The following is an 18,950-nucleotide window of genomic DNA, read 5'->3' on the forward strand; positions in this document are numbered from 1 at the left end:
GGGGTGCACTTCAGTTATCGTCCGATTTTTTTCGCGTCGTATTTTCACGGCCGTTGCCCGCCGTGTTCCCGTTTCCGCCTTTGCAGGGCGAGCAGTTGCCGCAACATGTAGGCATGGTTTTCCCCCACGGTATGCCCCGAGGGCATCAGGTAGGGACTTGCGAGGCACTCCCGGCATTGGCGTACCGCCTCTTTTAAGTCGGTAACGGTTATTTCCGCTCCCGTGATGTCTTTAATCTTTGTTTCCATTCTTTTCTTGTTTTTTGGGTTCGTACCAACTGTCCCGGTAATTTTCTCCCACGAGCGAGAAAATTCCGCTCATGCCGCTTTCAGCGGCGAAATTTTTAGCTTCCCATATACCGGAAAACTCTCCCAGCAGCCGGTAGCCGATGAATAATTTGTACTTGCGCATGATTTTATCGTTTTTCCAGGTTGATAATCGGTGTGTTCTTTTGCAGCCATTCCTTCACGCTGTCCATGTTGTATTCGGATGTGATAACCGCCGTTCGGTCGTCGATTTCGGTGAAGCGCGTAGTTTCATACCCGTCGATCCACTGCTTCAGCGTGGCAACGCCCCACACCTGCGGGTCGTCGAACATGGTGTTGAGCCGCCCGATACCCTCGCCGAAGGTTACGAGCAGCGTTTCATAGGAGATTTCCTTGTTTACTTCATTCGTTTTCATATTCTCGCTTTTTACGGGCGGCTTTTGCCGCCCCGAAATTTTTTAATCAGACAAGTTCCACTCTAACCCTGCTCATGTTCGCCCAGAACACGCCGTTGCAGTAGTAGGCGTAGCCGTTATGCCAGTTGCTCCTACGGCGTATCACGTCCTGCTCGGGTGGTCGTATCTCGATACTCGTGGTGTAGATGTTGTGTCCCACGGTAATGACGAGGTTGCACCTTCGCCATATCTCGGAATGGGTTTTGAACCCGTTTTTCCCCTCGACGAGCGCAAGGGCGGTCTTGACTGCTTCCCGAACTTCCCAATCCCACTCCCCGAAGGGTTTGAGCGGGCGTGCCATGTAGCTTTTATAGATGATTTTCATTGTTATGTTTTTTTTGTAGGGCGGCTTTCGCCGCCCCGATTTTTATGCTGTCATTCGTTTCCGTATAAGGGACATGTTCCCCTTCATCAGTTTCAGTATTTGCCCGTGGTATGGGGTATTCTTGTTACACACGCCACGGCTCTGCACGACCTCCATGCGTTTTAGGGACACCTCTATCGTTTCGATACGTTTGCCGTCGATTGTGGCCGAGAGTATGAGCGAGTCGGCTTTCAGATAGTATTCGTTGGTAAACACGCAGTGGTGCATGGCCTCGCCCTCCTGCCGTATGGCTTCAACGCTGTCCAACACCTTGATGCAGATTTCCCCGTCGGAAAACTCCACTCCGAAAAACCGCCCTTTGGCTTCGACAAACGAGGCTTCCTGTTCCAACGCCTTGCGCCGTTCCTCCTGCCGCCGTTCCATTTGCATGTGCCGCCGTTTTTTTGCCATGTAGAGGTCATGCGCTGCGGGCAGGTCTGCGGGACACACGAAATGGGCGTTATGCAGGTCTTTCCCGAAAAATCGCAGCAGGTCGATGTAGTCGCACCATTCCGTCGGTTTCCCGATAGCGTACCCGTTACGGATGGCGATACGGATGGCCGGCAAATAGTCTGCGATATTGCGGGAGGAACGGGCGAAAAATCGCACGAGTGCCGTTTGTCCCGCTTTAAGCAGCGTTTCGGCCTTGTTCTCCGAGAGCAGCAGGTGGATAAGGTCGAAAGGGGTTACATCGGGGAGTTGTTTGCCGTAGCCGCTTCGGCGCAGTTCGGGGATAAGCCGTTGCCGGGGATAGATGCGTGTGGGCGTGATGTTGTATTTCCCGTCGTTCTCCGCCCGCAGTTCCAATGCGCTCGACCAACTCCACCCGTGAACGAAGAAGCCCATCGGGCGCAGCCGTGCGAAGGTTGCGGAGCGTCCGTCGGGGGCAATCCACCGCTGTACGGCTTCGATATGGGTGTAAACGGGCGTCTGTCCCACTTTCGCCCAACACTCGATATAGACGAAGCGCAGGACTTGAAAACCCTTGCAGCGGGTTACGATGCACAAATACTCGTAATCGTTGAACTTGCGGCGCAGGGTGGTTTCCACTTTCAGCGTGGTGTGGCAATGCGGACACTCGCACCCTAACAGATTGTCCGTGAGTTCTCCGTTTTCGCTCTGCCACGTGTGGCCGCACTCGGTGCAGGTGATAAGTCCTTTCGGCGTGCGGCGTCCGATATGCTCGATGCAGTTCTTGTACCCCCATTCGATTTGTGCGGGGGTAAGCGGCGGCAGGTGTTTGCTTGCCGCCACGACGTTCTGTTGGAATTTTGTTCTCGGTTTCATAACTAAAATAGACTGGGCATTAGTTTGTTATCTTCGATTTTCTTGGGTTTGGACTTGGCTTTCGCCAACTTGGCGTAGGCTTCGCTCTCGGCCTTCCGTATGGCGTTCCGCCGTGCCTCGGCTTTTTCCTCCTCGGTCAGTTCAACGGTGTGATTGACCACTACCTTGCAACTGACGGGTTTGCCGATGTCGATGTCCTCCTCGTCGTAATAGTGGAGTGCCATAGAGTATATTTCCTCGTCGGCAAACCCGTTGCAACCGCTCTGCCGTACTTGGTTGATGATGAAAGTGCAGCAATCGTCAATGTTCTTTTTCGGGTTGGCGTATCGGGGTGCGAAAAGTTCGTCCTCCCGTGCTCGTGCGTCGAGATAGTTCTGTATCGTCAGTTTGAAATAATCTGTTCCTTGTGCCATGATTTTTTGGTATTGTGGGGCGGCGAGCCGCCCCGTGTTCAACATTTATTCGTCCTTTCCGAGAAGCCGTCGCACCTCGTCCTCTTTGGTCTTTTGGAAAATCCATCCCGCTTTCTTCTGCCCGTCATGCGTCAGCCGTGCGTTGAAGCGTCCCCCGAGTGCGTGAAGGGCGTCCTTGACGGGCTTGGTGTCCCCGAATACGGCTATCGCCTTCTCGGAATAGTCCACGATGATAAACCCGCCTTGCACGCTCGTTTCAGTGCGTTCCGCCCGTTTTTCGTCTTTCGGCTCGGGCAGACATATATTCTCCTCGTTTCCTGCGATATATGCCAGCCTGTCGATGTACCCTTCACGGGTGTAGTGGGTCAGTTTGCAGACACTCCACCCGTATTTCGGACTTTTGCCGAGCGTGAAAACGGGATAGCGGTGTTCGTTCTTGGGGTCGTATTCGGAGAGGTGCGCCGTTTGCGGGAAATTGGCCGCCGCCTTTCTCAACTCCCCGAAGCCGTTGCGGGAGGTGGCCGAAAAGCCGAGAATGACGGTACGCACGCTTCGGGTGGTCGAACACTCGTAAGAGGGGTCAGTGTATTCCGTTTCGTTGAGTTCGGCGATGATTACGCCCTGCACCCCTTCGGGCATGATGCGGCGTAACCTCTGCGCCCCTATTTCCGCTATGCGGTCATGCTCGGCTTTCTCTTTGGCGGCGGCGATGGCCTGCGCCGTGGCTTGCTCTTCCGCCTGCCTCACGAGCAAAGCCACCTCGAAAGCGTCCATGAACTCGGGGTTCACGTCGTCGTAGTACCTGCCGATACCGAATGTTTGCGAGAGGGGTCGCAGAATGTCCGTTTGGCTGATTTCCTTTGTTTCGGTATCGACCATGTGGTACACGTAGCCACGGGCGGTGTGTTCCACCTTGTAAACGACGTAACGCTTTCTGCTCGCACCCGCACCGATACCGATGATAACCTGGTTTTCCTTGACTACCTGCACCTGCGTGTCCGTGGTAGTCGCTCCGAATAATGAAATGTACTTTGTCATACCTGTAATAATTTAGAAGATGTGAGTGAATAGGAAATAGAAAAAGCCGATTAGAGCCACGAGAGAAACAAGGCAGGAGAAAATGCCCCGCAGGATGTCATAACAGAACGTGAAGCCCAAAACGACCCAAATAAAGTCGATACCCCACACGTGGAAGCCCAAAGCCACCGCCCCGACCTTTACCGCCAACCCGACCTTTGCCTTTATGCCAAGTGGAAGGTTGGAGGATTTCTGTTTCCATTTATTTTTCTCTTCGTTTCTCATAACCTTTGACTTTTTTTTTATGCCGTAGCGGAGCCGGTATGGATGGAATCTGTTTCGGTAGCATCAAAAGGTGTCGGGGATAGCTGCTGCAAGATTTTGTCGGAAAATACGCTCGCCCGCAGGGAAAGAGGAAGATTTTGCGGCAAACCGCCCCGCGGCCCGATCTTGCAGCAGCGTGAGCCCCGTAACTACCTTTGCTACTGACAACAGATTTCCATACCGCGCTCCGCGGCATGAAAAAAAGAGAGGAAAAGGTTATGGGAGAGAAACGGGGAGAAAACGATATGCCGTGAACGCTCGAGAAAGTCGGTTCACGGCTCACCCTGCATGGAATGATAAATCGCCCGCGAACATTTCCTTTCACGGGCGATTGGCGTATCGGAGCGTGCCGATCCCGTATCGGCGGAGGATCGTTTCCGCCGGACGTGGCGCCACTCGCTGCCACTTTGAAGACGGATACGTCCATATGCCACTGGCTGATAACAAGATACTGTCCATTTGTGTACTTTTGGGCATCCGGGAAACAAAAAATGAAACAGAACATGGAAATAATAAGTATGGACGTGAAGGCTTTCGACGCGCTGGCAGGGCACGTGGAAGCCATTGAAAGAAAAGCCGAGGCGTTATGCCGCAGGCAAGAGGACGTGAGTTTGAAAAAATGGCTGGACAACCAGGATGTCTGTGACGTGCTGGGTATATCGAAACGTACCCTGCAAACCTACCGGGAGAAAGGGTTGCTGCCTTTCAGCCGCATCCGTCACAAAATCTTCTACAAACCGGAAGATGTCGGGAAACTGCTGCAATCGTCGCACTATCCTAATACCGCCGCGTTATGAGCCATTATTTCATCGACAAGCACGATCCGCGTGTGGCGGATCTCTTCCGGCGTTTGGAAAAGGCCGGCAAGGCACTGGATAAACTGGAATCCTCCGGAGGCCGGACACTCAAGGGAGAGCGGTTCGTCACCGACGAGGAATTGTCCCGGCTGCTGAAAATCAGCAGGCGTACATTGCAGGAATACCGTACGGCGCGGATCATTCCCTATTATTTGATTCAGGGCAAGGTACTATACATGGAATCCGAGATACAGAAATTCCTGGAAGATTCCCGGAAGAAATGTATCGGGGGACAGGAATGGGTATAAAAGAAGAACGGCCAACGTTTTGGCTGTTCTTCTTTTTCAGTTCAATATCGTGTTCATACCGGGGAGCTGCCAGACGACAGCAGTCGTCGTGGCCCTTCGGACAAGCCACCGTCGGAAGGCTTCGGCATTCCCGGATTTTAAGCGGAAAGCCAGCGCGGCGATCATTTCGAGCGAATACAGCTCGACAATACCGCCGTCACGGTTGCGCTCCCGGCGGTAAACCCTCTCCTCACAGAGTATGCCGCTTTTGAGTATGGAGCGGATGTTGCTCCCCACGGCAGGAACGAAGACTCCGAACAGGTCGGCAATCTGGTGGCGCGTGAGCCATACACGGTTCTCCGGCGTGTGGATTTCCACCCGCCCGTTTTCAATGCTGATAGGTTCTCTTGTCGTCATAGTCATACAAATTTATCAATTTTGTTATACTGTTCAACCGTTTACCGTTATAATATCTGCCGTTTCCGGTTCGTCCTCCTCGTAGAGATTTATTTTCCGGCCTTTGGTCTGTTCTTTCAGCCGTTTCATGTCCTCGTCCACCTTGCGGTCGGTCACTTTGGCGTAAATCTGCGTGGTGGAAATGCTCTTGTGTCCCATCATGCGGCTGACAGTTTCGATAGGCACACCCAACGAGAGCGTGATATGTGTCCCGAAATTGTGCCTCGCCTTGTGAAAGGTCATGTCGAAGCCGTATGTCCGTCCCAGTTCTCTGGTGAGCTTGATGAGATACCCCCGGCAATAGAGATTGAAAATCCTGTCGCTTTTACGCTCGTGGCGGTATTTCTCGATGATCTGCAACGGCACGTTCAGCAGGCGGATGGCCGAGGGCGTTTCGGTCTTCTGGCGCCGGATGTGTATCCAGTACGTTCCGTCGTCCGACTGCGTGATGTCTTTTTCGGACAAGCGTTTCAGGTCGGCGTAGGACAACCCCGTGAAGGTAGCGAAGAGAAACCAGTCCCGCACCCGCTGGAGGTTGGGTTTATCGACGGGAGTTTCCATCAGCTTTTTGAGGTCTTCGAGTTTCAAATGGCGGCTCTTGCGCCGGGGCAGTTCCGGGTGCAGCTTCCCGTAAGGGTCGCGCCGGAGTGTACCCTGACTGACAGCCCGCTTGGTCATTTTCTTCAACCGGTAAAGATGCTCGTGTACTGTCTTGGGTTTCATTTCACGATCTGTACGCAGGAATATTTCAAAATCATCGTAGAACTCCCGGTCAAGGCTCCGCAACGCTACATCCTCCTTTTCCTTCCTTTTTTTCACGAAGGAGGCTAAAATATTATAGGAGTTCTCGTAACTTTCATAGGTTTCTTCCTTGCGATCCACGCCGACACGCTTGCGGAACTCCTCGTTATGCTCGCGGAACAAGGCAAGGAGGGTGAACGGTTTCTGCCCGATTCCTTCCACGGCGTTTTTGACCAGCTCGGCCGTCACGAAACCGAGGCTTTTACGAATATGACGGTAATGTCCGGTGATTTTTTCGGTCAGTTTCTCTATTGCCAGGTTTACCGTTCGGGCGTTCTCGCTTCGTCCGTTCGCCCTTTTGGTTTCCGGATTCCAAAGCGATGGCTCGACAAACGCGTTGATATTGATCGGGGCCGACTTGGCATCGATGCTTACCTTGCATAACAATTTACATGTTCCGTCCTTGCGGACTTTCGTGCGGTTGATGTAGAACAGCAGGGAGAACGTGCTGCGACGTTTTATCTCTTTATTATTCGGTTCCATAATCGTTGTGAATTTGATTGTCAATGATAGATTAAATAGCTACGGAGAAGCGACCGGCAATCTTTTCCTCTAAAGACCGGGTATCCATGTCGATCTTGTCATCGGTCACTTTGGCGTAAATCTGCGTCGTGGAAATGCGGCTATGCCCCAGCATTTTACTGACGGTTTCAAGCGGGACACCATGCGAAAGCGTGATCTCGGTGGCGTAGGTATGGCGTCCGCAGTGAAAGACGAGCTTCCGTTCAATTCCGCAAATGGCGGCAATACGTTTCAGCGTCCGGTTGAGTTCGTTGTTGCTGTACATCGGCAGCAGTTTTCCTTCCGGGGCCATATCCCGGTACTTGTCGAGGATGAGCAACGGTATGTCGAGCAACGGCACTTCATAGTCGATTTTCGTCTTCTTGCGGGCGGTCTTGATCCATACCTCACCGTCCTCGGCCACTTCCAGATCCTCCGTCGTCAGGCGGCACATGTCCCCGTAAGGGATACCCGTGTAGCAGGAGAAGAGGAACAGGTCGCGGATATGGTAGAGTTTCGGGTCGTGCAGGGGTGTGGTCATCAGCCGTTGTAACTCCACGGCGGTAAGGTATTTCTGTTCCCGCTCGGGATGTTCGGCTTCATAACCCGCGAACGGGTCGGCAGTGATAATCCCTTCCGCGATGGCTTCCCCGACAATCGTGTTCAACCGTGTGACAAGCAACACGATAGTTCCCAGGGCAAAGCGGCGCTCCGTGCGTAGGTAGAGGTCATAGTTGTCGATGAATGAACGGTTCAGGGCCGTGAAAGGAACATCCGACAACTTGTATTTCTCCTGGATGAAAGCGGCCACACAGTTACAAGCATAGCGGTAAGATTGCGCTGTTCCCTTTTCCCGGTTCACGCCGACACGTTTTTCGAAATGTTCGATGAACGTCCGGAAATAACCCAACAGGGTTTCCTGCCCGAAAGCTGTCCCCAACAACAGATTCCTTATTTCTTCAGCCGTTACATTCTCACGGGTGGCTGACAGTTCGGCATAAATGGAAATGGCTGAAGCTCGCAAATCGTCCAGTTGCCGGTTGATTTCCCGCGCGGCGTTACTTTTACCCGTGGCACGTCCGGATGCCCACAGTGCAGCGGGTACGGACATTTTCGCGCTAAAAGCCGCTTCTGAAAATTTGCCGACAACAAGTTTCGCCATGACCGGGCAATGTCCCTCGTCATTCATTTCGCTCTTTTTGAGGTAGAACGTAACCGTTACATCCGTCTGTTTCATAACTCTATTTTTTTATGTTGCAAAATTACTTGATATAGAGTTATTTACAGTTATGAAAATTATAGCGGAACAAAGAATAAAACCCCGGATGCCGGTAACATAACCTGTATTTCCATGAAAAACGGAAAAAAACGGTTATCTTTACGAGCAAAATATAGGGTTCTTTGCATGGTGAACGGTAAAACCGCAGGTGGTCAAGCGTTATTTTGCCGGATTATCCGGGGCTAAAAAAGGCAACGGATAAGTAGCAAATCTTTCTCTTAACCTTTCATTATCCTGCATTTTAGCGATTTGGAAAGGTATAGAAGAATTTGGCTTAACTCTCCTCAATACCAAACACTTACTTTATTTATCCAAATTTTGCCGTTTTTTTGCGAGTTCTTTGTATCTTTGTAATGCCGAACACGAATAAACCGAAATACGATGAAGAAAATAGGTATCGCCAGCGACCACGCCGGCTATGAAATGAAAGAATTCCTGGTGGGTTACCTCAACGCCATGGGCTATGAGGTGCTCGATTTCGGCGCACACTCGCCCGAGAGCGTCGACTACGCCGACTTCGCCCACCCGCTGGCCGAAGCGATCGAAAACGGCGAACTGGAACGCGGCGTCGCGCTCTGCGGTTCGGGCGAAGGGATGACCATGACGCTCAACAAACATCAGGGCATCCGCGCGGGTCTCTGCTGGGACACCGAGATCGCGTCGCTGATCCGCCGCCACAACGACGCGAACATCATCGTCTTCCCGGCGCGTTTCATCACCAACGACGAAGCCGTCAAGATGCTCGACGCCTATTTCGCCGCCGAGTTCGAAGGCGGACGCCATATCGCGCGCATCGCCAAGATGCCCGTGGCGGGCTGCAAATAGAGTCGCCCGCTCCGGAGAGCCGGAAACGGCGGAAGCAGGCCCCTTGCAGCACGTTGCCGACGGCATCGCCGACACCCTCAACGAGGGGCGCGAAACCGACGGGACCAAAGCGGACGGAACCGAAACTGATAAGGCTGAAGCGGACGGGGACGCAACTAACGGGACCGAAACGGCGCGGCAGCCCACGGATTCGCTTCCGGCAAAATAGCAGGAAACCGCCGCCGAAAGCCCCGGCGCAGCGGTTTACAGACCGAATACGAAAGGCGAAAGGCTGCACAGCCTTTCGCTTTTTTCATGCCCCGCGAACAGTCCGAAAACCGCCGAGCCGCTGCCCGACATCGAGGCGTAAACGGCCCCTTCGGCCAGCAGGCGCTCTTTGGCGGCACGGATGGCCGGATGCGCGGCGAAGATGTGCTCTTCGAAATCGTTGGTCACCAGCCCCTGCCACTCGGCCACAGGCCTCCCGAGACGCTCCGCGAGCGGCACCTCCGGAATCCGCGGCCGCACCCCGGCATAGGCCTCGCGGGTCGAAACCCCCTCGCCGGGCTTGACGATAACGAGCGTCATCCCTTTCAGGTTCAACACGAAAGGCTCCATCACCTCACCTCTTCCTTTACATAGCTGCGGCGTGTTGCGCACGAAAAACGCCGTGTCGCTGCCCAGCTCTGCGGCCCGGGCGATCAGCTCCGCTTCGGACAGTCCCAGTGCAAACAGCTCGTTGACAGCCAGCAACACCGCCGTGCCGTCGGACGATCCCCCGCCCAGCCCCGCGCCGAAAGGCACGCGCTTGCCGAGGCGGATAGCCACCCCGTCCACGCCGTAATGCCGCTGCATCAGCCGGAAGGCCTTGAGACAGATGTTCTCCCCGGGAGGGCAGTCCACGGCCAGCCCTTCGGCGCGGAACTCCGCGCCGGGCGCAGCGGTGCGCACCACCTCCACCTCGTCATAAAGGCCCGCAACGGGGAACATGACGGTTTCCAGATCGTGAAACCCGTCCGCACGACGGCGCAGGATGTCGAGACCCAGATTTATTTTGCAGTTTGCTTTCAGAATCATAGAACAAAGGTAAGAAATTTTGTACATTTGTACGCCATGAAATTCCGCACCGAAATCGAAATTACATCCCTCGGGGTGAAAATCGGCTACGAAAACCGGGTGCTCGCGCTCGGGTCGTGCTTCGCCGCGCACATCGCCCGAAAACTCGCCGGCGCCAAATTCCGGGTGGCGGAAAACCCCTCGGGCATCCTGTTCAATCCGCTCTCCATCGCCGCGGCGATCCGCAGTTATGCCGACCCGGCGCCCGTGACGCGCGGGGAGCTGGGGTTCGACGGCGAGGTGTGGCACCATTTCGGGTTCCACGGCGACTTCTCGGCCCCGACGGCCGACGAAGCTCTGCAAAAAATGAACGCCGCGCGGCAGACCGGGGCCGACGCACTCCGCACGGCCGACCGCATCGTCCTCACCTTCGGCACGGCATGGGTCTACGAGCGTCAGGGCGAAGCGGTCGCCAACTGCCACCGCCGGCCCGCCGCGGAATTTTCCAGAAGACGGCTTTCGGTGGAGGAGATCGTCGAGACGTTCGCGGAGCTGATCGAAGGGCCGCTCGCCGGAAAGCAGATCATCCTGACGGTCAGCCCGGTACGGCATACAGGCGACACCCTGGCGGGCAACGCCGTGAGCAAGGCGACGCTGCGGCTGGCCGCCGAGCAGCTGACGGAAAGGTTCAAGTGCTCGGCGTATTTCCCTGCGTTCGAAATACTTACCGACGACCTGCGCGACTACCGCTTCTACGCCGACGACCTGGTGCACCCCGCGCCGCAGGCCGTGGCCTACATCTGGGAGAAATTCGCCCCGGCGGTCCTGACGGACGAAGCCCTGCGCCTGCTTCCGGAGGCCGAAGCCATCGTCGCAGCGGCCGCCCACCGCCCCCGCAACCCGCAGGGCGAGGCGCACCGCGCCTTCTGCCGCCGTCAGCTGGAACGGATCGCCGCACTTCCGGAGATGGATTTTCAGTCGGAAACGGCCTATTTCCGCCGATGTCTCGAAATAAATTCGTAAATTTGCGGCCAACTCACGACACAGATGACAAAAAAATTCTTCCTATACGCCATAGCCGCTCTCGGGGCGCTTCAAAGCGCCGCGGCACAGCCCCGGCTGATCGTCCAGATCGTCGTCGGCTCGATGCGCGGCGAAGACCTCGACCGCTACGCCGAAAACTTCGGCGAAGGCGGTTTCCGCCGCCTCACGGAGGGCGGCACGGTCTATGCCGACAGCCGCTACGACTATTTGCAGACCACTACGCCCGTCTCGCTGGCCACGCTCACCACGGGGGCCATGCCCTCGACCCACGGCGTGATCGGCTCGCGCTGGGTGGATTACACCACCAACCGGACCGTCGAACTGACCGCAGGCCGCAAAGGTCCCGGCGCCTACCACCTGATCGCCCCGACGCTCGCGGAGACGCTGTTGCGGCACGCCCCGGGCAGCCGCGCCGTCACGATCGCCCCGGAGGCCGTTTCGGCCGTGGTGACGGCCGGGCACGGCGGAGAGGTGTTCTGGCTCGACTCGGCGCGCTGCGACTGGGTGACCTCGCCCTACTACGCCGCCGAAGTGCCCGAATGGATCGCCCGCAGCAACCGTGAACGCTACAACCTTTCGTACATCTCGGGCGAGTGGCGCACGCTCCTCGAACGCGGCCGCTACCTCAACACCCGCAACTACGACATCGCGCTGAGCGGAAAGAGCAAGAAAGACAAAGACCAAAGCGGCTCGGGGCGTCTGAAACTGCGGAGCGATTTCGAACGCATGCTCTACACCCCGGCGGGCAACACGGCCGTACTGGGGCTGGCCAAGCAGGCCATCGCGCAATACCGCCTCGGGGAGGACAAGATCCCCGACCTGCTGAACGTCTGCCTCGACTCGCCGCGCCGCATCAGCGAGGCCTACGGGCCCGAATCAATCGAGGTCGAGGACATGTACTACCGCCTGGACCGCGACCTGGCCGACTTCCTGACCTTCGTATTCGCACAGGTCAAGGACGGCAGCGTGACGGTGGTGCTCACCTCCGACCACGGAACCAGCCCTGCGTTCGACGCCGGGGCCGAGGAGGCCGACCGCTTCAACCCGCGGCAGTTCGAAGTGATCGTCAACGGATTCCTGAACGTCCGCTACGGCGTAGGCGACTGGGTGGTGGATTACAGCGACAAGTGTCTGTGGCTCAACCACAATCTGATCTACGAGCGGGGATTGAACCTCGCCGAGGTGCAGAACGAGGTGGCCATCTTCGCCATGCAGTTCAGCGGCATCTCCCACGCGCTGGCCGCCACGGCCATGCGCACGAGCTATTTCGGCAGCGGCTATGCACGCCGAATGCAGAACAGTTTCTATCCCCGCCGTTCGGGCGACGTGATTCTGAACCTGATGCCCGGCTGGATCGAGGAGCAGGAACGCTGCTGGTCGATGTCGGGGTCGATGTACGGCTACGACACCGAAGTGCCGCTGGTCTTCTACGGCAAGGGCGCAGGCATGCAGCGGGTCAACCGCCGCGTGGACATGACGGCCGTGGCTCCGACGCTGGCGCGTCTGGCGGGCATTCGCGAACCGGCGGCATCGGAGGGCGGAGTTTTAGAGGAAATTGCAGAGTGAACGAGGCGTAATTCCGGCCGAAACCCGGTCGCATGCGACAAGTCCCTCCCAAGGGAGGGGGGGGGCGGAATGGAATCAGACCGGCAAACGACGCACGGAAGAGAAACGACCATAAAAAAAACGTTATACCATGGATAGCATACAAGACGAGATCATCGAAGAGTTTTCCGTATTCGACGACTGGCTCGACAAATACGACTACCTGATCGGCCTGAGCGAGACGCTCCCGGCCATCGCCCCAGAACACCGCACCGAACGGTACCTGATCGAGGGCTGCCAGTCGCGGGTGTGGGTGGATGCGAAACTGGAGGACGGCCGGGTGTACTACGCGGCCGACAGCGACGCCATAATAACCAAGGGCATCATTGCGTTATTGATCCGCGTGCTGAACGGGCGCACGCCGCAGGAGATTCTCGATACGGAACTCTATTTCATCGACGCCATCGGACTTGCGGCCAACCTCTCGCCCACGCGGGCCAACGGGCTGGCGGCGATGGTCAAGCAGATGCGGTTGTACGCTTTGGCTTTTCAGGCCAAAAGCAATTCATAATTCACAATTCATAATTCACAATTAGGGTATGTCACCTGACGAAATACTTGAGGTGGAAAAGGACATCGTCGCGACCCTCAAGAACATATACGACCCGGAAATCCCGGTCAACATCTACGACCTGGGGCTGATCTACGAAATCGACTACACGCCCGACGGCGTGGCGACGATCCGCATGACGCTCACGGCCCCCAACTGCCCGATGGCCGACATGCTGGTCGAGGACGTGAACATACAGGTCGGCAAGGTCAAGGACGTGAAATCGGTGAACGTCATCCTCACGTTCGACCCCGTGTGGGACAAGAGCATGATGTCCGAAGAGGCCCTGCTGGAACTCAACCTGTTCTGACATGACGGAGGCGGAAGCACGAACGATCGAACGCCTGCGGGCCGGGGCCGGGACTTACGCCTGCGGCGGTTATCTGGCCGCGCTCGACGGACTGCAACGCACCGAAATCTGCACGGCGCTGATCTTCGACCGCCTGCAACGGAAAATGCGCACGGTCGAAACCCTGCACGGCGAAGCCGACGGGAACTGGAACCAGACTTTCTACCTGCTCTATTTCCGCACGCTGGGCGACCGTCAGAATCAGGAAGCCTTCCTGCGGCTGGCCCGGAAAGTCCCCTACAAAATCGTGCTGCGCGAACGGCTCGCCCCGCATGCCGTCGAAGCGATGCTTCTCGGCGCCTCGGGGCTTCTGGAACTCTACCGCGGCGACGCCTACACGCTCGATCTGCGGCGCAGTTTCGAGTACCTCGCGGCCAAATACGGGATCGAGGCGACGGACGCTTCGGAGTGGACGCTCACGGAGATTCGTCCGGCCAACCACCCCGTGCTGCGGCTGGCGCAGGCCGCGGAGTTCTTCGCGCAGGATGAGTTCATCATGGAACGCGCCATGGCCTGCCGCACGGAGGAGGACGTCCGGCGGCTTTTCTGCATCGAAGCGCCCTCCTACTGGCGCACGCACCACGTCCCCGGCGCCGAGAGCGACGAAAGTCCCAAGCGCATCGGGGCGTTCAAGGCCAACATCATCGGAATCAACCTCGTCGCCGTCCTGCAATTCGCCTACGGAAGCTACACCGGCAGCGAACGTTTGCGCGACAGCGCCCTGACGCTCCTCGAACGCCTGCTGGCCGAAGACAACCGCTACATGCGCGCATGGCAGGCCGCCGGCGTGCGTCCGCGCAACGCCTTCGAATCGCAGGCCCTGCTGCAACTGGCCACCGAATACTGCGCCGCACGCCGCTGCGCGGAATGTCCCGTCGGACGGCGGATCGCAAAAAGCCTCGCCGAAGATTGACAAATCGCAAAAAATGAGTATCTTTGTAAGATTTAGAACCCGAACCGAGAAAACAATAAACGCATTATGGATATAGTTGCAAGTATAATCAAAGCCCTCTTCGGCTCGAAAGCCGACAAGGACCGCAAACAGATCGAGCCTTATCTGGAGAAGATCAAGGCCGTCTACCCCTCGATCGAGAAACTCACCAACGACGAGCTGCGCGCGCACAGCGAAGCGCTGAAAAAGCAGATAGCCGACTTCATCGCCGCGGACGAGGCCCGCATCGTCGAGCTGAAAGCCATACTCGAAAAGCCCGAAACGCAGCTCGAAGAGAAAGAGAAAATTTCGAAGGAGATCGACGAAACGACCAAGCGCATCGACGAGAAAATCGAGGAGGTGCTCGACAAGATCCTTCCCGAGGCATTCGCCATTATGAAGGATACGGCGCGCCGTTTCGCACAGAACGAGACGGTCGTGGTGACGGCAAACGACTTCGACCGCAACCTGGCGGCGACGAAGGATTTCGTCACCATCGAGGGCGACAAGGCCGTTTACGCGACACACTGGCTCGCCGGCGGCAACGACACGAAATGGGACATGATCCACTACGACGTGCAGCTGTTCGGCGGCGTGGTGCTCCACCAGGGCAAGATCGCCGAGATGGCGACGGGCGAGGGCAAGACCCTCGTGGCGACGCTCCCCGTATTCCTCAACGCGCTGGCCAAGAAGGGCGTGCACATGGTGACGGTGAACAACTACCTCGCCAAGCGCGACTCCGAGTGGATGGGCCCGATGTACCAGTTCCACGGTCTGTCGGTGGCCTGCATCGACGACACGCAGCCCAACTCCGACGCCCGCCGCGAGGCTTACATGGCCGACATCACGTTCGGAACCAACAACGAATACGGCTTCGACTACCTGCGCGACAACATGGCTTCGTCGCCCAAGGACCTCGTGCAGCGCAAGCACCATTTCGCCATCGTCGACGAGGTCGACTCCGTGCTGATCGACGACGCCCGGACGCCGCTCATCATCTCGGGACCCGTGCCCAAGGGCGACGACCAGATGTTCGAGCAGTACCGCCCGGCCATCGAAAGCCTCTACAACCTGCAAAAGAACCTCGTGACGGCCCTGCTGGCCGAGGCGCGCCAGCTGATCTCGGAGGGCAAGAACGACGAGGGCGGCGTGAAGCTCTACCGCGCCCACAAGGGTCTGCCGAAGTACAAACCGCTGATCAAATACCTCTCGGAACAGGGCGTCAAGGCGCTGATGCAGAAGACCGAGAACACCTACATGCAGGACAACAACCGCCGCATGCCCGAGATCACCGACGACCTCTACTTCGTCATCGACGAGAAACTCAACTCGGTGGAACTCACGGACAAGGGCCACGAGGCGCTGTCGAAATACTTCAACGAGGACGGATTCTTCGTGATGCCCGACATCGGCGCCGAAGTCGCAGAACTGGAGAAAAGCAGCCTGACGCCCGAGGAGAAGGCGCAGAAACGCGACGAGGTGATCAACGACTACTCGATCAAGTCGGAGCGCGTGCACACGGTGATCCAGCTGCTGAAAGCCTTCGCCATGTTCGAAAAGGACATCGAGTATGTGGTGATGGACAACAAGGTGAAGATCGTCGACGAGCAGACGGGCCGTATCCTCGAAGGACGCCGCTACTCGGACGGACTCCACCAGGCCATCGAGGCCAAGGAGCACGTGAAGGTCGAGGCCGCGACGCAGACCTTCGCCACCATCACGTTGCAGAACTACTTCCGCATGTACCACAAGCTGGGCGGCATGACCGGTACGGCCGAGACGGAGGCGTCGGAGTTCTGGAGCATCTACAAACTGGACGTCGTGGTGATCCCGACCAACCGCAAGGTGGTCCGCGACGACCGTCAGGACCTGATCTACAAAACCAAGCGCGAGAAATACAACGCCGTGATCGAGGAGATCGTCAAACTCGTCGAGGCGGGACGTCCGGTGCTGGTCGGCACCACGTCGGTCGAGATCTCGGAGCTGTTGAGCCGCATGCTCAAACTGCGCGGCATCAGGCACAACGTGCTGAACGCCAAGCAGCACGCGCTGGAGGCGCAGGTCGTGGCCGAGGCAGGACGCTCGGGACAGGTGACCATCGCGACCAACATGGCCGGCCGCGGTACCGACATCAAGCTGACGCCCGAGGTTAAGGCCGCGGGAGGTCTGGCGATCATCGGCACGGAGCGTCACGAGAGCCGCCGCGTCGACCGCCAGCTGCGCGGACGCGCCGGACGTCAGGGCGACCCCGGATCGTCGCAGTTCTTCGTATCGCTCGAAGACGACCTGATGCGTCTGTTCGGTTCGGGCCGCATCGCTTCGATGATGGACCGCATGGGTCTGAAGGAGGGCGAGGTGATTCAGGCCGGCATGATGACCAAGGCCATCGAGCGCGCCCAGAAGAAGGTCGAGGAGAACAACTTCGGCATCCGCAAGCGACTGCTGGAATACGACGACGTGATGAACTCGCAGCGCGAGGTGATCTACACCCGCCGCCGCCACGCACTCTACGGCGAGCGCATCGAGATCGACCTGAACAACATCATGTACGACTACGCCGACAACTTCGTGGAGGAGAACCGCGGCATCGAATTCGAGGATTTCCGCATGGAGCTGATCCGCGAGGTGGCCGTGGAGCCGCAGATCGACGAGGCGACGTACAAGGACGCGAAACCCGGCGAACTGGTCGAGGCGATCGTCAAGGCCCTCAAGGAGGCCTACGCACGCCGCGCGAAGGCCGTGGCCGACACGGTGCGTCCGGTCATGGAGCGCATCTACGAGGACCGCAAGGACCAGCTGGATTCGAACATCTACTTCCCGCTGACGGACGGACACCTGGGCTACAACGTGCCGGTCAACCTGCGGAAATGCCAGAGCTCGGACGGCGCGGAGATTTACAAGGTATTCTCGAAAGTGGTGATGTTCACCACCATCGACGACGCATGGCGCGAACACCTGCGCGAGATGGACGACCTGCGCCAGAGCGTGCAGAACGCCACCTACGAGCAGAAAGACCCGCTGCTGATCTACAAGTTCGAGTCCTTCGGACTGTTCTCGAAAATGATCATCAAGGTCAACCGCGACGTGCTGGCCATCCTGAACAAGGCCTATATTCCCGTGCGCGACCAGAACGCCGAAGCGGTGCAGCGCCAGCAGCAGGAGCGCGCCAAGGTCGACGTCAACAAGTTGCAGGCTTCGCGCATGCAGGCCGCGGCCCAGGCCGGACAGGAGGAGCGGCAGAAGCCGATGCCCCTGCACGCCGAAAAGAAGGCCGGACGCAACGATCCGTGTCCCTGCGGATCGGGCAAGAAGTATAAGAACTGTCACGGTAAAGGCCTGTAAGCCTTTACCCTGACAGTTCCGATTCATAATTTAGAACCAGAATTCAAAATTATGGGTTACCTGGAGGAGAAGCAACGCCAGCTGGACATGCGCTACCTGCGCATGGCGAGTATCTGGGCCGAAAATTCATACTGCGTACGCCGCAAGGTCGGGGCGCTGATCGTCAAGGACAAGATGATCATTTCGGACGGCTACAACGGCACGCCGTCGGGTTTCGAAAACGTCTGCGAGGACGACGAGGGCCACACCAAACCCTATGTGCTCCACGCCGAGGCCAACGCCATCACCAAGGTCGCCAAATCGGCCAACAACTGCGACGGATCGACGCTCTACATCACCGCCGCACCCTGCATCGAATGTTCGAAACTGATCATTCAGGCGGGGATCAGGCGGGTGGTTTACTCGGAGGATTACCGTTCGGAAGAGGGGCTGAACCTGTTGCGCCGCGTGGGAATCGAGTGCGTACAGTACGAGTTGAACGAAAAATGACGGTCCGATGAAAAAGATCCTTTTCCTGCTCGCAGCGCTGGCGTACGCCGGACTCGGTTCGGCGCAGAGCATCGAGGCCGACACCCTGCCGGCGCTACCGCCCCATGTCTACTGCGAGATCACGGCCCACCACCTGCCCACGCACCGCAACAACGGCGTGCTGTTCGATTTCGGGCAGAAGACCGAAGTCCTGAAATACAACTACCTGACAGACGCCGCAGGCAACAGACTGCTCTTCAATTCGGGGATAGAGGCGCTCAACTACATGGTGTGCCGCGGATGGGAACTCGTGCAGGCCTACACCTCGGGCGAGGAAAACAGCCTCACCCACTACCTGCTGCGCATCGCCCCGGCCCGGCTGACCGCGGAACAGCGCACAGCGCTGCTCACCCCGCTCCAAGGGGAGAATCCGAAACCCGGAAAAAACCGATAAAACAAAGAGAACCCTCCGGGGTTCTTTCTCTTTTCCGGGAAGATTTGCTTTTCCGGCATTCCTTTCGTATATTCGGTGTGTGAAACCCTGAAAATCAAAC

General features: G+C 57.3%; 24 protein-coding genes. 12 read left to right on the top strand and 12 right to left on the bottom strand.

From position 1 onward, the window contains the following. Positions 1 to 44 precede the first annotated feature (44 nt). From NQ492_RS02770 to NQ492_RS02805, 8 genes are read right to left on the bottom strand one after another with little or no spacing between them, the layout of a single operon-like run. Positions 45 to 248 carry a hypothetical protein gene (locus NQ492_RS02770; RefSeq protein WP_004319138.1) on the bottom strand — a complete coding sequence of 68 codons (204 nt, stop codon included), beginning with the start codon at positions 246 to 248 and terminating at the stop codon, positions 45 to 47. After that, on the bottom strand, positions 232 to 411 hold the full coding sequence (locus NQ492_RS02775; RefSeq protein ID WP_004319137.1) for a hypothetical protein: 180 nt from the start codon (positions 409 to 411) through the stop codon (positions 232 to 234). The genes NQ492_RS02770 and NQ492_RS02775 overlap by 17 nt, the downstream gene beginning before the upstream one ends. 4 nt (positions 412 to 415) lie before the next feature. Beyond that, positions 416 to 682 carry a DUF6956 domain-containing protein gene (locus tag NQ492_RS02780; protein ID WP_004295438.1) on the bottom strand — a complete coding sequence of 89 codons (267 nt, stop codon included), beginning with the start codon at positions 680 to 682 and terminating at the stop codon, positions 416 to 418. A 46-nt stretch (positions 683 to 728) separates the two neighbouring features. After that, a complete protein-coding gene (locus tag NQ492_RS02785; protein ID WP_004295436.1) occupies positions 729 to 1,046 on the bottom strand; it encodes a hypothetical protein in 318 nt (105 codons plus the stop codon). A gap of 42 nt (positions 1,047 to 1,088) precedes the next feature. Further along, positions 1,089 to 2,372, bottom strand: a complete 1,284-nt coding sequence (locus tag NQ492_RS02790) for a PcfJ domain-containing protein (RefSeq protein WP_015547222.1) — start codon at positions 2,370 to 2,372, stop codon at positions 1,089 to 1,091. Between the two features lie 2 nt (positions 2,373 to 2,374). Then, complete coding sequence (locus tag NQ492_RS02795) at positions 2,375 to 2,785, bottom strand: PcfK-like family protein (RefSeq protein WP_009132163.1); 411 nt, start codon at positions 2,783 to 2,785, stop codon at positions 2,375 to 2,377. Positions 2,786 to 2,830: 45 nt separating this feature from the next. Continuing rightward, the gene (locus NQ492_RS02800) at positions 2,831 to 3,823 is read right to left on the bottom strand and encodes a hypothetical protein (protein ID WP_004295433.1); all 993 of its coding nucleotides are present in this window, start codon (positions 3,821 to 3,823) and stop codon (positions 2,831 to 2,833) included. 12 nt (positions 3,824 to 3,835) lie between these two features. Beyond that, a complete protein-coding gene (locus tag NQ492_RS02805) occupies positions 3,836 to 4,087 on the bottom strand; it encodes a hypothetical protein (protein ID WP_004319132.1) in 252 nt (83 codons plus the stop codon). A gap of 542 nt (positions 4,088 to 4,629) precedes the next feature. Between NQ492_RS02805 and NQ492_RS02810 the strand changes: the two genes are divergently transcribed. After that, positions 4,630 to 4,923 carry a helix-turn-helix domain-containing protein gene (locus NQ492_RS02810; protein WP_004319131.1) on the top strand — a complete coding sequence of 98 codons (294 nt, stop codon included), beginning with the start codon at positions 4,630 to 4,632 and terminating at the stop codon, positions 4,921 to 4,923. Beyond that, positions 4,920 to 5,231, top strand: coding sequence for a helix-turn-helix domain-containing protein (locus NQ492_RS02815; RefSeq protein WP_004295430.1), 312 nt, complete (start codon positions 4,920 to 4,922; stop codon positions 5,229 to 5,231). The genes NQ492_RS02810 and NQ492_RS02815 overlap by 4 nt, the downstream gene beginning before the upstream one ends. A gap of 36 nt (positions 5,232 to 5,267) precedes the next feature. Here the strand turns inward: NQ492_RS02815 and NQ492_RS02820 are convergent, their stop codons facing one another. The 3 genes from NQ492_RS02820 to NQ492_RS02830 are packed head-to-tail and all read right to left on the bottom strand — an operon-like array spanning position 5,268 to position 8,205. Continuing rightward, entirely contained in the window at positions 5,268 to 5,633 is a 366-nt protein-coding gene (locus NQ492_RS02820; protein WP_009123631.1) for a hypothetical protein, read from the bottom strand. 27 nt (positions 5,634 to 5,660) lie between these two features. After that, the gene (locus NQ492_RS02825) at positions 5,661 to 6,950 is read right to left on the bottom strand and encodes a site-specific integrase (protein ID WP_007486354.1); all 1,290 of its coding nucleotides are present in this window, start codon (positions 6,948 to 6,950) and stop codon (positions 5,661 to 5,663) included. 31 nt (positions 6,951 to 6,981) lie between these two features. Further along, positions 6,982 to 8,205 carry a site-specific integrase gene (locus tag NQ492_RS02830; protein ID WP_007568640.1) on the bottom strand — a complete coding sequence of 408 codons (1,224 nt, stop codon included), beginning with the start codon at positions 8,203 to 8,205 and terminating at the stop codon, positions 6,982 to 6,984. Positions 8,206 to 8,628: 423 nt separating this feature from the next. Here NQ492_RS02830 and NQ492_RS02835 point away from each other — a divergent pair, with 423 nt between their 5' ends. Further along, positions 8,629 to 9,072 carry an RpiB/LacA/LacB family sugar-phosphate isomerase gene (locus tag NQ492_RS02835; RefSeq protein WP_015547224.1) on the top strand — a complete coding sequence of 148 codons (444 nt, stop codon included), beginning with the start codon at positions 8,629 to 8,631 and terminating at the stop codon, positions 9,070 to 9,072. Between the two features lie 43 nt (positions 9,073 to 9,115). Beyond that, on the top strand, positions 9,116 to 9,280 hold the full coding sequence (locus NQ492_RS02840; protein ID WP_181989621.1) for a hypothetical protein: 165 nt from the start codon (positions 9,116 to 9,118) through the stop codon (positions 9,278 to 9,280). Between the two features lie 35 nt (positions 9,281 to 9,315). Here the strand turns inward: NQ492_RS02840 and ispE are convergent, their stop codons facing one another. Then, positions 9,316 to 10,128: a 4-(cytidine 5'-diphospho)-2-C-methyl-D-erythritol kinase gene (ispE, locus tag NQ492_RS02845; RefSeq protein WP_015547225.1), complete on the bottom strand. Its 813-nt coding sequence runs from the start codon at positions 10,126 to 10,128 to the stop codon at positions 9,316 to 9,318. Positions 10,129 to 10,164: 36 nt separating this feature from the next. Here ispE and NQ492_RS02850 point away from each other — a divergent pair, with 36 nt between their 5' ends. The 8 genes from NQ492_RS02850 to NQ492_RS02885 all read left to right on the top strand — a co-directional run bounded on the left by NQ492_RS02850 (position 10,165) and on the right by NQ492_RS02885 (position 18,850). Next, positions 10,165 to 11,130, top strand: coding sequence for a GSCFA domain-containing protein (locus tag NQ492_RS02850; protein WP_015547226.1), 966 nt, complete (start codon positions 10,165 to 10,167; stop codon positions 11,128 to 11,130). Positions 11,131 to 11,154: 24 nt separating this feature from the next. Next, positions 11,155 to 12,717 (top strand): alkaline phosphatase family protein, encoded by a 1,563-nt coding sequence (locus NQ492_RS02855; RefSeq protein ID WP_147620612.1) that lies wholly within the window; start codon positions 11,155 to 11,157, stop codon positions 12,715 to 12,717. Between the two features lie 130 nt (positions 12,718 to 12,847). After that, positions 12,848 to 13,267, top strand: coding sequence for a SufE family protein (locus NQ492_RS02860; RefSeq protein ID WP_015547227.1), 420 nt, complete (start codon positions 12,848 to 12,850; stop codon positions 13,265 to 13,267). 28 nt (positions 13,268 to 13,295) lie between these two features. Continuing rightward, entirely contained in the window at positions 13,296 to 13,616 is a 321-nt protein-coding gene (locus tag NQ492_RS02865) for a metal-sulfur cluster assembly factor (RefSeq protein WP_015547228.1), read from the top strand. Between the two features lies 1 nt (position 13,617). Next, complete coding sequence (locus NQ492_RS02870; RefSeq protein ID WP_015547229.1) at positions 13,618 to 14,568, top strand: DUF2851 family protein; 951 nt, start codon at positions 13,618 to 13,620, stop codon at positions 14,566 to 14,568. Positions 14,569 to 14,634: 66 nt separating this feature from the next. Next, positions 14,635 to 17,928 carry a preprotein translocase subunit SecA gene (secA, locus tag NQ492_RS02875; protein ID WP_015547230.1) on the top strand — a complete coding sequence of 1,098 codons (3,294 nt, stop codon included), beginning with the start codon at positions 14,635 to 14,637 and terminating at the stop codon, positions 17,926 to 17,928. 51 nt (positions 17,929 to 17,979) lie between these two features. Then, complete coding sequence (locus NQ492_RS02880; protein WP_015547231.1) at positions 17,980 to 18,417, top strand: deoxycytidylate deaminase; 438 nt, start codon at positions 17,980 to 17,982, stop codon at positions 18,415 to 18,417. A gap of 7 nt (positions 18,418 to 18,424) precedes the next feature. Beyond that, entirely contained in the window at positions 18,425 to 18,850 is a 426-nt protein-coding gene (locus NQ492_RS02885; RefSeq protein ID WP_015547232.1) for a hypothetical protein, read from the top strand. Positions 18,851 to 18,950: the final 100 nt, after the last annotated feature.

The organism is Alistipes shahii WAL 8301 (genome assembly GCF_025145845.1).
Lineage (GTDB): Bacteria > Bacteroidota > Bacteroidia > Bacteroidales > Rikenellaceae > Alistipes > Alistipes shahii.